The 13,200-nt window shown below is 67.8% G+C and carries 11 protein-coding genes; 7 read left to right on the top strand and 4 right to left on the bottom strand.

All coding sequences use genetic code 11. From position 1 onward, the window contains the following. Nucleotides 1-64 precede the first annotated feature (64 nt). Nucleotides 65-541, top strand: a complete 477-nt coding sequence (locus QTI45_RS30495) for a MarR family winged helix-turn-helix transcriptional regulator (protein WP_286657000.1) — start codon at nt 65-67, stop codon at nt 539-541. 19 nt (nt 542-560) lie between these two features. On the opposite strand, the gene QTI45_RS30490 is transcribed toward QTI45_RS30495, so the two are convergent. From QTI45_RS30490 to QTI45_RS30480, 3 genes are all read right to left on the bottom strand, one after another. Then, a complete protein-coding gene (locus QTI45_RS30490; RefSeq protein WP_286656999.1) occupies nt 561-1,937 on the bottom strand; it encodes an FAD-binding oxidoreductase in 1,377 nt (458 codons plus the stop codon). A gap of 118 nt (nt 1,938-2,055) precedes the next feature. Then, nucleotides 2,056-2,325 carry a DUF4242 domain-containing protein gene (locus tag QTI45_RS30485; RefSeq protein WP_286373141.1) on the bottom strand — a complete coding sequence of 90 codons (270 nt, stop codon included), beginning with the start codon at nt 2,323-2,325 and terminating at the stop codon, nt 2,056-2,058. A 51-nt stretch (nt 2,326-2,376) separates the two neighbouring features. Then, nucleotides 2,377-5,922 (bottom strand): helix-turn-helix transcriptional regulator, encoded by a 3,546-nt coding sequence (locus QTI45_RS30480; RefSeq protein ID WP_286656998.1) that lies wholly within the window; start codon nt 5,920-5,922, stop codon nt 2,377-2,379. 233 nt (nt 5,923-6,155) lie between these two features. Between QTI45_RS30480 and QTI45_RS30475 the strand changes: the two genes are divergently transcribed. Next, nucleotides 6,156-6,824 (top strand): hypothetical protein, encoded by a 669-nt coding sequence (locus QTI45_RS30475; protein WP_286656997.1) that lies wholly within the window; start codon nt 6,156-6,158, stop codon nt 6,822-6,824. A gap of 29 nt (nt 6,825-6,853) precedes the next feature. Here QTI45_RS30475 and QTI45_RS30470 read toward each other — a convergent pair whose 3' ends face one another. Then, nucleotides 6,854-7,291: an outer membrane lipoprotein gene (locus tag QTI45_RS30470; protein WP_286373144.1), complete on the bottom strand. Its 438-nt coding sequence runs from the start codon at nt 7,289-7,291 to the stop codon at nt 6,854-6,856. A gap of 423 nt (nt 7,292-7,714) precedes the next feature. On the opposite strand from QTI45_RS30470, the gene QTI45_RS30465 reads away from it, so the two are divergent. From QTI45_RS30465 to QTI45_RS30445, 5 genes are all read left to right on the top strand, one after another. Further along, a complete protein-coding gene (locus QTI45_RS30465; RefSeq protein ID WP_286656996.1) occupies nt 7,715-9,112 on the top strand; it encodes a sensor histidine kinase in 1,398 nt (465 codons plus the stop codon). A gap of 136 nt (nt 9,113-9,248) precedes the next feature. Beyond that, entirely contained in the window at nt 9,249-9,716 is a 468-nt protein-coding gene (locus QTI45_RS30460) for a hypothetical protein (protein WP_286373146.1), read from the top strand. Nucleotides 9,717-9,791: 75 nt separating this feature from the next. Then, the gene (locus QTI45_RS30455) at nt 9,792-10,916 is read left to right on the top strand and encodes an AI-2E family transporter (protein ID WP_286656995.1); all 1,125 of its coding nucleotides are present in this window, start codon (nt 9,792-9,794) and stop codon (nt 10,914-10,916) included. A gap of 61 nt (nt 10,917-10,977) precedes the next feature. Beyond that, complete coding sequence (locus QTI45_RS30450) at nt 10,978-12,486, top strand: efflux transporter outer membrane subunit (protein WP_353621348.1); 1,509 nt, start codon at nt 10,978-10,980, stop codon at nt 12,484-12,486. Further along, on the top strand, nt 12,483-13,200 hold a 718-nt coding region (locus QTI45_RS30445; protein WP_286656994.1), incomplete at its 3' end, for an HlyD family secretion protein. The genes QTI45_RS30450 and QTI45_RS30445, both read left to right, overlap by 4 nt.

Below are 13,200 nucleotides of genomic sequence, written 5' to 3'. Positions count from 1 at the left end.
AAGCGCCAAGAGTCATCATGCTTCAGTCGATGAAGTACCTTGGGACAGCCTGACAATCGGAGCGATGTCGAAATCCGCTCCACCCGATGCCACGCCCATGGGCCGGCTCAGCGAAGCCTCACTCCACCTGGTGCTCGGCTATCAGCTGGCCCAGGCGACCATCGTGACCAACGCGGTCTTCGCGCAGCAGGTGGGCGAGCCCTTCGAGCTTCGCCCGGTCGAGTACACGGTCCTGACCCTGGTCCACGAGAACCCGGACGTCTCGGCCACCCGCCTGGCGAAGGCGCTGGCGGTCTCGGCACCGAACATCGCGGCGTGGGTGGATCGGCTTGAAACGCGGGGCTTGGTCCGGCGAAGCCCGCATGCGACCGACCGGAGGGCGCAGCACCTGCGCGTGACCGCGGAAGGCGCCCGGTTGGCGAACCGGGCCACACGCGCCGTGCTCGACGGTGAAGCCGGCGCGCTCGGCGCGCTCAGCAAGGGCGAGCGCATGATCCTGATCGAGCTGCTTCACAAGGTCGCCGGCAAGCGCGGCGCCTGAGGGGTGCCTGAGCGGTGCCTCAGCGCGGACGAATGTTCTGGTTCACCCGGAACAGGTTGTCCGGATCGTAGCGGCGCTTCACCTCGACCAGGCGGGCGTAGTTGCCGCGGTAGGACGCGCGGATGCGTTCCTCGCCCTCGTCCATCATCATGTTCACGTAGGCGCCGCCCGCCGAGTGCGGATGGAGGGCCTCCCAGTAGCGCTTGGTCCAATCGGTGATCGCGGCACGCTCTTGCGCGTCCGGACTCACGCCGACGATGACTTCAGCCCAGCGGGCGTCGCGGTACGCGAAAGCCGTGTCGGCCGGGGCGACGCGGTGCGCCGCACCGTCGATCGGGTACAGGTGCATGGTGGACTGCATCGTGGGCATGCGGGCCGCAAAACCTTCGTGCGCCTTGATCGCCGCATCCGACAGTTCGTTCACGAAGTCGGCGCGCCAGTACCACTGATGCCCTGGCGGATAGAGGGCATCGAATGCACCCTGCAATGCCGGCAAGGGCATGGGCTGCACTCCGTGCAGCAGAGGCTCGGAGAACGCGCGCACTGGTTCGAAGGCCGCATCGGCCCCCTCGAGCGGGCCGGTGTAGCACCACACCACGCCGCACACCGCCTGGCCGCGGAGTTCGGCCGGGTAAGGGTCCACCGGCGGCACGGTGAGAAAGGCTAAGAATCCGTTCAGGTCTTCCGGCGCTGCGACGATGAAGTCGCGATACCAGCGCATCACCTCGCCGGCCTTCTCCAGCGGCCAGAAAGTCGGCCCGGCCACCACGGTGGAGATCGGGTGCAGGCGGAACAGGAAGGACGTCACCACGCCGAAGTTGCCCCCGCCCCCACGAAGGCCCCAGAACAGATCCGCGTTCTCGTCGGCACTCGCGCTGACCAGCCGGCCATCGGCGAGCACCACGTCCGCCTGCAGCAGGTTGTCGACGGTCAGCCCGCACTTGCGCGTGAGGTGGCCGAGGCCGCCGCCGAGAGTCAGGCCACCGACGCCGGTACTGCCGATGATGCCGCTCGGCGTGGCCATGCCGAAGGCATGGGTCGCATGGTCCACGTCGCCCCAGGTACAGCCGCCCTCGACCCGCACGCTGCGGGCCTGGGCGTCGACGCGGATCCCCTTGAGGCCCGACAGGTCGATCACCAGGCCGTCGTCGCAGGTCCCGAGGCCGCCGCCGTTGTGGCCGCCGCCCCGCACGGCCAGCAGCAGCGAATGCTCGCGAGCGAAATCGACGCTCCGGATCACGTCGGCCACATCGCGGCATTGCACGATGAACTTCGGGAAGCGATCGATCATCGCGTTGTAGACCCGGCGCGAATCGTCGTAGCCGGCCTCGCCGGCCTGAACGACGCGACCCCGCAAGGAGGCAGCAAACTGGGCAAGGGTGTCTGAAGTCAACATGGCGCTTCTCCTGCAGGTGGTGCGTCCGACCGAACGCGGATCGACACTGCAGTTGTACGCATCCACCCGACGGCGCGACATAGTCAGATCTGACTACCCGCCCTCCACGCTCCCTCGGCTAGGCGGCCGCGGCAAGAACCAACTCGGGACGCACCTGGGACACCTCGATGATCACGTCGGCCGGGAGATTGGCCCGGCGGGCCGCCTCTCGGATGGCCTCGGGGTCCTTCGCTTCGTAGAGGCAATAGGACTTGCGCTTGTCCGCGCTCAGGAAAGAGAACAACCAGTTGACGCCGATGTCACCATTGATCTTCGACACCGCCGAGACACCGTCGACGGTGAGCTCGAGCTTTTCCGCATAGTTGCGCTCGATGAGAAACAGCGGCATGGGCGCCTCCTTGATCTGGTCCGCAATCGAAAATGCTGGCTGCAAGCCACTCTACTCCTTCAGCAAGCCCTCGCGGCGCGCGAAGGCTGCGGCCTCGGTCCGGTTGGCGGTGTAGGTCTTTTCAAGAATGCTGCGCACGTGGTTGGCCACCGTGTTCGGGCTGATGGTCAGGATCTGGCCGATCTCGCGGTTGTTGCGTCCGATCGCCATCAGGCGCAGCACATCGGCTTCACGCTCCGTCAGGCCCCCGGGCAGCGAGGGCGCCGGCGCACCGACGGCCTCGGCCAGCGCCTCGATGCGGGGCGCCAGGCTGTTCATGCCCAGCGCCTTGGCCTCTTCCAGCGCGCCCGCAAGCAGCGACCGGGCCCGATCGAGGTCGCCCGCCAGCGCGCGCCGATGCAGCATCGCGGCGTACTCATGGCGGCTGTGCGCCAGCCACACGCGCGATCCGGTCTGGAGATCCATCGCCAGGGCGGCCTCGAAATGTCGCTGGGCGACCACCCATTGCCGCGTCACCGCCGCCAGGCTGCCGAGCAAGCGGTCGGCCGAGCCCAGGCAAGGCCCGCCCGAGTCGGCCACCAGATTGGCCCCGGCATGGCCTCTGAACAGCGAATACAGCAAGGGTGCGCGTGCGGTATCGCCCAGATAGACACACACCTCCGCCGCGAACATCAGGACCGTCATGGTGCTGGCGTCCCTGGGCGGGGCCGCACGGCTCCATGGGAGACCCAGGTACTGCGCTTCGGCTTCGGCCCGCATGTCCAGCTCGGCGTACAACAACGCCAGCCCCGGCGCCCAGGTCTGCGCCTGGGGGGTGGTCCGGACGAAGTGCTCCAGCACCGGCATGGTCTCGCGCAGGCGGCCCTGCTCGCGCCGAAGGCAGAACATCTGCATGCCGTAGACGCCGACCGCCCGCTCCTCGGCCACGCGCTGTCCGACCTGCAAGGCCCGGGTGGCGCTGGCTTCGGCGTCCGCGAAACGTCCTTCGTTGATCGCGACCACGCCCTCGACGCAGTGGCTGATGGCCTGGTAGTGCAGCCAGCCGGTGCGCTCCACCAACGCGAGTCCCTCGCCCCTGACCCGGGCCAGCGACACGGCATCGCCAAGCCGGATCAGATCGAAGAGGTAGTACGGCAGCACGACGGCGACGAACTGCTCGTTGGCGAGCGACTGCGCGATGCCCCACGCTTCCTTCGCGGCTGCCAGGCGCTCGCCCAGCAGTTCGGGCCAATAGACCGCCGATGCGAGCGCGGCCAGCGCCATCCCGAGGCCACGCACATCGCCGGTCTTGCGCGCCAGCGCCACAGCGCGGCGATGGGCGTCCTTGGCCTCCTCGGAGCGGTCGCAGTAGACGTACGCCCGACACAGGCGGGCCAGCAACTCCACGCGCAGCGCATCGTCGGTTCGATGCTGCGCGATGGCCTCCAGCAGCATCGCCACGGCCGGCTCACCCGAACGGGTGGCCGCGGCCGTACTGGCTTCGAAGCCCATGGCGGCCCGCGCGAAGAGGAGATGCATGCCCTGCTGGCGCGCCAGTTCGGCCGCTTCGGCATAGGCCGCACTCGCCAGCTCGCCGGCCCCGAGCAGCACCTCCACCTCCCCGAGATGGATCAGCAGCTCGCAGCGCTCGGACAGGTCCCGGGCGAAGTGCAGGCGCTGCAGGTGAAGGGCCAGGCGGTACAGGCGCAAGGCCTCCTCCAGGGCCAGCACGCGTGACGCATAGCGCGCCGACTCCTTCGCGTAGGCCAGCGCCTTGGCTGCGGCTTCGCCCGACCCCGCCTCGCTGAAATGGTAGGCGAGCTGCGACAGCGCCGTGGGATCGTCGCCCCCCGGACGGCGCTCGAGCAACTCGCCGATCCGCAAGTGCAGCCGGGCCCGACGCAAGCCCAGGATCTCGTCGTAGATGCATTCGCGGATCAGGGTATGGCTGAAGCGGAACTGATTCGCCTGCGCCGCCTGTTCGACCAGGCGCACGGCCAGTGCTTCCTCGAGAGCTTCCAGCAGTTCGTCCTCGGACCGGTCCACCGCCAGTTGCGCCAGCAGCTCGAGGTCGAAGGTCCGGCCGATGCAGGACGCGATCGAGAGCACCCCATAGGTGGCCATCGAGAGGCGGTTCAGACGCCTGCCGATCACTTCGCGCACACCGGCCGGTATCTTGGTCAGCAGGCCCGCCACGTCGGCCAGGGCGCCTGGCAGATGTCTGGGGTCGATTTCCATCATCAGGCGCAGCGTCTCCTCGAGGAAGAGCGGATGTCCTTCGGTCCGCGCATGGATCGCATTGACCAGATGGCCGCTCGCAGCGCCACCTCCCACTGCCTGGATGAAGGTCTCCGTCTCGCGCTCGCTCAGGCCCGCGAGCTCGATCCGGCTGAACGCGGACGAGCGGCCGAGTTCAGCCAGGGTCTCGGTCAGCGGATGCTGCCGCGAGAGTTCCGCCTCGCGGTAGGTTCCGACCATCAAGACCGCGCTGTCTTCCAGCTCCGCCGCCAGAAATGCAAGCAGGCGCAGCGACGTGGGATCGGCCCAATGCAGGTCCTCGAAGATCAGGACCTGCAGGGTCCGTTGCGCGGCGCGCCGCCAGAACCCGGCGATCGCATCGAACAAGCGGAAGCGGGACTGCGCGGTGTCAAGGGTTCCGCTGTCCGGCGGCAGCGTCGGCGGCGCGAAGGCTTCGCCGACCTCGGGAACGACACTCGCGATCTCGGCCAGGCCCGTGCCGAAGGTGCGCGCCGGATCGGGGTCCCCACTGCTGCGCAGGTAGTGGCGGATCAACTGCCGCCACGGCCAATAGGGCGGTGCGCCCGGCTCCTCGAGGCAGCGCCCCCATAGCACGGGGACGCCATCGCGTTCTGCCCGCGCGGCCAACTCCTGCGCCAGGCGCGTCTTGCCCATGCCTCCCGACCCGGACAGCAGCACCACCCGTCCGCGACCCTGGCGCGCGCTGTCGAGCACGCCAAGCAGCTGCGTCAATTCCTGCTGGCGCCCCACGAACACGCCGGAGGGACGCGCCGCCGCGGCGCGGGAGACGGTGGGGCCAGGCCGCGCGGAGGCGTTGCCGGACGCGTCGGCTTGCTCGATGGCGAAGGCACGAACCGGAACGGCGATGTTCTTGAGATGGCGCTCCCCGCGATCCACGAAGGTCACGCCGCCCAGGCTCCTGACGACGCCACGCACGGCGTCCGACACGATGATCCCTCCGGGTTCCGCCAAGGCCTGGAGCCGGGCCGCGACATTGACGCCGTCGCCATACACCGAGCCGTCCGGCTTCTCGATCACCTCGCCGAGATGCACACCGATGCGGAATCGCATGGCCAGCCGGTCGTCAGGCGCTTCCCGGGCCGCCGCATGGAGGGCTCGCTGGATCGCCAGAGATGCCGTGACAGCGCCCGTCGCCGTTTCGAAAACCGCCAGCACCGAATCGCCGGCCATGTCGATGACGCGGCCCTGGTGGGTCTCGATGTGCGCCCCGAACACGCGGCGCGCCGCGTCGAGTGCCGTGACGGTGGCATCCTCGTCGACGGCCATGAGGCGCGAGAACCCGGCGGCGTCAGCCGCGAGGATCGCCGTGAGCCTGTGTTTGACGCTCGTTTCGTTCACCGGCAGCAGTCCCTGGTGGGCAGGCGCAAGGCCAGCCGGCCAGTATCCGTGCCAGTCTGCGTCAGGTCAACGCGCAGCCAGCAGAACGCCGAGCTGCGAGGCCGTGTAGGACGGTCGAGTCATCGGCTCTATCCCGTTTGCCCGCTTGAAGTCCCTGCGCATCCTGGCTACCGTGGTGACGCGCCGGCCGAGGCGCCGCGCGGAACAGATCGGGAATCCGAATGGGAGGGCCCATGAACTCCGATGCAGGCAAGGACGCAAACCCCGTCGGCTATCACATCACCGGGCCGCGGGGCTGGGTGTTCGTGCTGACGCGCGAGGAGGTCGAGCCGGCGTGCGAGGCGCTTTGCAAGATCACGGGCGATCTCACCGACGACTGCGTGGCCCGCGAGGGTCGGCAGCTCGATCGGCCGGCTTCAGGGGCGGAGGCCGACACGCCCGGGGCGTTCAAGCCGGATACCCGCGCCTTCAGGCGAAGGCACCTGCTGATCGCCGCCGGCGTCGGTGCAGGCGTCGTCATCCTGGCCGTTGCACCGGTGATCTCCGACCGCTATGCGCACATCACCTCCGCGGTCACCCCGTCGGACATCTTCACCCGGGCCTGCGCGCCCGATCGCTTCGAGGTCGGCAACCTGACGGATCGGATGGAGGGCGACTACCGCGTACTCGCCGGAAGCATCCGGAACGGCAACCCGATCGCCTGCGGCGTGCAGATCGCCGTCGACGTCCACGACGCCGGCGGGCAGCTGGTGGCCAGCGAGAAGCCCTGGCCTTTCAGCGTGCGCAATCTGGCTCCCGGGTCCACGGAGGAATTTCAGACGACGCTGCGACCCGAGATCGCGAGCCGGGGCGCCACCTATGCGGTGAGGCCGGTCGATACGCGGGTCTGGCCGTCCAGGTGACGAGCCTTCACCCGCGGACGCGGCAGCGGCTACTGAGGAACGACCCGCGCGCCTTCGCCATTGCCCTGGATGAAGACGCGCTGGCCGACCTGCAGGCCCGGCGTCACCGGCTGGGTCACGACCACCAGCACGCCGGACTGGGTCCGGACGAAGATCTGCTGGCCCTGGACCGGGCGGTCGTAGCGGCGGGCCACTTGCGAGCCGGCCACGGTGCCGCCGATGGCGCCGACCACCATCGCCACGTCGCGGCCGGTGCCGCCGCCGATCAGGCTGCCGAGGCCGACGCCGGCGAGGCCGCCCAGCACGGCGCCGACGCCAGCGTGGCTGTCGGAATCGATCGAGGCCGGCTGGATCTGTTCGATCCTGCCCATGCGGATCTCGGGCGGTGCCGAAGCCGGTGTCGCGCAAGCGGCGAGCACGAGGGCCATCAGGATGCCAGCGAGGCGGGTCAGCAAATTGACTGTCATGGGATCTCCTCAATCGATGTTGGAAGGCGGCTGTTCAGGGTTTTATTCTGCGCTCACATCGGCCTGCGGGCCGAGCATGCCTTCGCCGTGGCCCCGGCGCCACCTTCCGTTTGGGCAGTAGACGCGCGCGTCGAGAACGGTGTAGGCCTCCTCGAGAACAGGAGATTACGCTGGAGACCACGGATGCACCAGCCTGGGCGCAGCGGACACGCAACGGTCGCACGTGCATTTGTGCCGCGCCGGGACGTGGATTTTCGGTCGGGACGATCCCCGGCCGGAAGCTCCGCAAGAATACCGGGGGTCCCTCCAGCCGACTGAGCCCCCTTGCCCCACTTCTCTTCCACACTTCGCCCAGATCTCGACGGGGACCGTCTTTCCAGCGAAGCAGCCCGCAGCGCCCCCAGGGAGGTGACGGCGACCCCCGTGCGATTCGATGCCTGGACGGGTCTCGACGCCGACCTGATGGCGCCGGCGCGACTGGAAGCCGTCCACCGGTCGCTCTTCGACAGCTTCCTCGAGGACACCGTCTTCCGTCAGCTTCTCAGCGCGGGCATGATGGTGCTGCTCGCGGTCTTCTGCTGGCGCTATGAGTCGTCCGGCCTCCTGATCGTGTGGCTCCTGATCGGCCTGGGCACCGTGAGCTATCGCTCGTGGTGCGAGCGCGCATACCGGATCGCGACGGCACGGCGGCGGGATACCCTGGACAACCGGGTCGGCTTCGTTCGCCGCATGGAGCCCGTCTACATGCTCCAGGGTACCGTCTGGGGCGCGTCGCTGCTGTTCTTCTTCGACCGCATCGAGCCCTACAACCAGCTCGCGTGCTGGCTGATCATCGCCTGCGTGGCATCCGCTCCACTCACCAGCGTGGCGCTGGTGCCACGGCTGCTGCGTGCGTACACGAACCTGCTCTTCGCCGTCCTGCTCGCCTGCCTGGCCGTGACGATCGCCCTCAAGCCGGGCCCGGTTCGGGACATGAACCTGCTGTTCCTGGTGCTGCCCGTCCTGCACTGGTGCCTGCTGGCCCGCTATGGCCGCTTCATCTTCCGTCGGCAGGCGAACCAGTTCGGCGACCAGTACGACCTGGCGCTCCGGGAGCAGGAAGCCCAGGCGGTGATCCGCATGAAGAATCGCTTCCTCGCGGCAGCCGCGCACGATCTGCGCCAGCCGGTGAGCGCGCTGTCGCTGTACACCGAGTTCCTGCTGGAAAACCCTGAGTCGCACCTGGAACTGGCACCCAAGATCGCCAGCGCCACGCTGGCGGTGAAGAATCTCTTCGAATCGCTCTTCGACCTCGCCTCCCTGGACAGCGGCCAGATCTCCCTCCACGTTGAAAAGGTTGAACTCAGGGCCGTGCTGGAAGGACTGCGCGTGCAGTTCGAGCCGCTCGCCGCGGCGAGCCAGGTCGAGTTGCGCGTCTGCCATTCGGATCTCACCATCGCCACCGACGTGGTCCGCCTGCGAAGGATGGTGGGGAACGTGCTGTCGAACGCGATCAAGTTCAGCCCGCCCGGGAAGAAAGTGCTTCTCGCCGCACGCGCGCACGGGGGCCGGGCGCGGATCGAGGTGTGGGACCAGGGACACGGCATCCGGCCCGACGAACTCGGCAAGATCTTCGAGGAGTTCTACCGGGCAGACCGCGCCGACCTTCCGACCGTGGACGGTGTCGGCTTGGGGCTGTCGATCGTCTCCAGGCTGTCGCGCATCCTGAAGACGCGCATCCGCGTCGACTCCCGCGTGAACCGGGGCACCCGCTTTCGACTGGAACTCTGCGACCTGCACGTCGGCCACGCCCGGCCCATGGCCTCGCGCGACGTCGGCTGAGTCGCTGTCACGGTGCGGCACGCGTGGCGCGACTGATCGCGCCACGGCTGCAGATCAGCATGGATCAACAATCATTGTATTGTTAACAATGCTAATGTAGGATACGATAAGGCATCCACATCGGAGGAACGAAGTCATGACCAGTGCAGCGCTGATGCCGCGTACGGCTGAGGCACCATCGAACAAGCAGCGTCTTTTCGTTCGCTACTTCACGGCGATCCTCATCGACCTCGTGGTCCTGAACCTGTTCGTCGAGCATTCGGACAACGTGCGGATCGACTCATTCAGCACCTCGTTGCTGGCTGCCGTTCTGCTGCAGGTGCTGATGCAGCTGACGATCGCTGTCGAGCAGCGGGTCGCGGCGGTCTTCAAGGTGAATCCCGGCGGCCTCATGACCTTCCTTCGCTTCTTCTGTGCCTGGCTGGTGCTGTTCGGGTCGAAGTTCGTGATCCTGGAAGCACTCAGTTTCGCCTTCGGAGACAAGGTTCGATTCGAGGGTGCGTTCAACGGGATCGTGGCGCTTGTCGCCGTGATCGTCACGATGCTGGTTGCAGAAGAAGGCATGGTCCTGGTCTTTCGGAGGCTTGGGAACAAGTCCGATTGAGTCCAGCGCCTCTGTTCCGGGCCAGAATTGCCCGGCAAACGGGATCAGCCCCCCTTCGGAAGAGGAAAGCAAACCATGCCTACGCCCCATGAAGTCAACGCCGATCTGGAACAGCGCCTGTCCAGGAAGCTGCTCGATGTCTTCATCCGGGCCGGCCTGATCCTGGCCTTGACCCTGCTGTGCTACAGGATCTTTTCGCCGTTCCTGTCGTTGATGGTCTGGGCCTTGATCCTGGCCGTCATCCTTTATCCGTTGCACCAGAAGCTCGCCGGGAGCCTCGGGGGCAAGCAAGGGCTCGCGGCCACGCTGCTGGTGCTTGCCGGCATCGTGCTGGTCGTCGTGCCCACCGGCGTGCTGCTGGCCTCCATGGGCGATTCGATTCATGAACTGATCGCCAGCGTGCGCGACGACACCCTGCAGGTTCCCGCGCCCCCACCCGGCGTGGCCGAGTGGCCGGTTGTCGGGACCGCGATCCACGGCCTGTGGTCGCAGGCCCATGAAGATCTGCCGAGTGTCGTCCAGCGCATGCAGCCGCAGGTCGGCGACTTGGCCCGGAACGCGCTGGAGATGGTGGCGAACATCGCCGGCACGGTGCTGCTGTTCCTGGCGTCATTCATCATCGCCGGGATCATCATGGCCTTCGGCCAGTCCGGCGCCGCGAGCACCCGGAGGATCTTCGACCGCATCGTGGGCCCGCTGCGCGGTGAAGGCTTTGCAAGACTCTCGACCGCCACCATCCGCGCGGTGGCCCTTGGCGTCCTCGGTGTCGCCTTCATTCAAGCCATCGTGGTCGGCCTCGTCATGATCGTCGCCGGGGTTCCGTTCGCAGGCGTCCTGGCCATGGTCGTGCTGGTGCTGGGTGTCGCGCAGGCGCCCGCGGTCATCGTCACCTTGCCGGTCATCGCCTGGATCTGGATGAGCGGCGAGTACGGCACGGCGTCGGCCGTCCTCTTCAGCGTGCTGCTGTTCGTGGCGGGGATGCTCGACAACGTGCTGAAGCCGCTGCTGCTGGGCCGCGGTGTCGATGCGCCGATGCCGGTCATCCTGCTGGGAGCGCTGGGCGGCCTGGCAGGTGCCGGCATCGTCGGAATGTTCGTCGGCGCGACCCTGTTGGCCCTGGGTTATCAGATCTTCATGTGGTGGGTTGCAAGCTCGCCGGACGCCGTGCCGGCGGAAAGTAGCTCGCCCGGTGCCGACTGAGCCCGTCAACGGCGGATCGATGGTCAGCTTCGTTCTGCCGGCGCTGGCGCTGGCCGGCGCATTGCTGCTCGGCGCCTGCACGACCGTGGGGCCCGAGTTCCAGCGTCCCGCGGTGCCTTGGCTTTCCGACTGGAAGGGTGGCTCGCTCGAGGCCGCGGCCACCGACCCGCGCCTTGCGAGCGGCGTACAGCTTCAGAGCTGGTGGCGAAGCTTCAACGACCCCGTGCTCGATCAGCTGATCGCCGAGGCCCAGCGTGTGAATCCCGGCGTACGCACCGCCGGCATGCGCATCATGGAGGCGCGCGCGCAACTCGGAATCGCAGGCAGCACGCTGTATCCCCAGGTGCAGCAGGCCACCGGCGAACTGTTGAACGTCGGCACAAGGCGAGCTGGAGGGCCGGACAGCAGCGCTGCATCGTTCGGCCTGGGTGCGCGCATCAGCTGGGAACTCGACTTCTGGGGCAAGTTCCGGCGCAGCATCGAAGCCGCGGACGCCGGCTACCTCGCCAGCATCGCGCAGTACGACGACCTGCAGGTGCTGATGGCGGCACAGGTGGCGGGGCTCTACGCCGCGATCCGCACTGTGGAGGTACGGCTGCGAATCGCCCGCGAGAACGCCGCGATCCAGAAGCGCAGCCTCGACATCACCGAGTTGCTGTTCAAGAGCGGCGGCGACTCCGAGCTGGATGTGCAACAGGCCAAGGCCCAGTACCTGGGCACCCTGGCCACGATTCCTCAGCTGGAGATCGCCCTGCGCCAGAACCAGAATGCGCTGAGCACCTTGCTGGCCCGCCCGCCCGGGCCGCTGCCCGAGATGGCCGTGGGCAAGGCGTCGATTCCGCAGGCCGGGCTGGAGGTGATCGTCGACCTTCCGGCCGATCTGCTGCGCCGCCGTCCGGATGTCAGGGCCGTGGAAATGCAGCTGGCCGCCCAGTCGGCCTTGATCGGCGTGAGCGTCGCCGATCTCTATCCATCCATCTCGCTGCTGGGGTCCCTGGGCTTGTCGACCACTTCGTTGAGCGGGGCGCCCAATGCCTTGAACTGGGCGGTGGGACCGGGCCTGGTCTGGAACGTCTTCGATCATGGCCGTCTCACCAACACCGTGCTGGTCCAGGATGCGCGGTTCCAGCAGATTCATGAACAGTATCAGGGGGTCGTCCTCAGCGCGGCGCGCGAGGTCGACGACGCGGCCGTGAGCTTCGCCAGGACGAAGGAGCAGATCGTGCTGCTTGCTGAATCGGTGAAGGCCGCGCAGCGCTCGCTGGAGATCGCGACCCTCCAGTATCGCGAAGGGCTGACCGACTTCCAGCGCGTCCTCGACTCGCAGCGGACTTTCTTCAGCCAGCAGGAACTGCTCGTGACCACGCGCGGCGGCCTGGCGCAAAGCCTGATTGCCATCTACAAGGGCATGGGCGGCGGTTGGGAGGAGGCGCGCAGCCGGCCGGTGCTGGATGACGCGACCCGCGAGACCATGGGCTTGCGCAGCGACTGGAAAGACCTGCTGGCCGCCCCCCTGCCCGCCCCCGGCCCCGACGCGACATCCACCTCTGCTGGAACCCCACGACCATGAGTCCAGAACCTGTCTCCGCGGCACCATCGCCGCCACCCGGCAAAGGCAAGGGCGCCCGCCTGGGTGCCTTCATCGTGCTGGCACTGATCCTCATCAGCCTGCTCTGGTACTTCGTCTCGGACCGACTGACCCCGTACACCAACCAGGCCCGGGTGCAGGCCTTCGTGTTGCCGGTGGCGGCCGAGGTCACGGGCAAGGTTCTGAAGGTGTACGTCAAGAACAACGACGAAGTGCAAGGCGGCGCCCCGCTGTTCGACATCGACCCGAGCTCGTACCGCATCGCGCTGCAGCGCAGCCGTTCGGACTACGAGTCGGTGCGGCGTTCGGTGAATGCCTCCACCTCGGGCGTGGAGGCGGCGAGGGCCAGCCTGCAGGCGACCGTGGCCAACCATGTCTATGCCCGCCAGGATGCAAGCCGGCTGGAGCAGATCTTCAAGGAGGACCCCGGCGCGATCTCGGTTCGCCGCGTAGAAACCGCGCAGGCCAGCCTCATCAAGGCCCAGAGCCAGGTGAAGGCGGCGGAGGCCGACCTGCGACGCGCCCAGGAGACCGCGGGTGACAGCGGTGAAGCCAACGCGCAGTTGATCAGTGCCCGCTCGGCGATCGAGAAGGCCGAACTCGACCTCCAGCGCACCCGCGTGGTCGCACCCGCCCGCGGCCGGGTCACCGACCTGCGCACGGATGCCGGCCAGTTCGCGCAGGCCGGCACGCCCG

The sequence above is a fragment of the Variovorax saccharolyticus genome, assembly GCF_030316765.1.
In the GTDB taxonomy this organism is placed as follows: domain Bacteria; phylum Pseudomonadota; class Gammaproteobacteria; order Burkholderiales; family Burkholderiaceae_C; genus Variovorax; species Variovorax saccharolyticus.
Note: the sequence above shows the minus strand (reverse complement) of the source record. Positions and strands in the feature narration are given on the sequence as shown.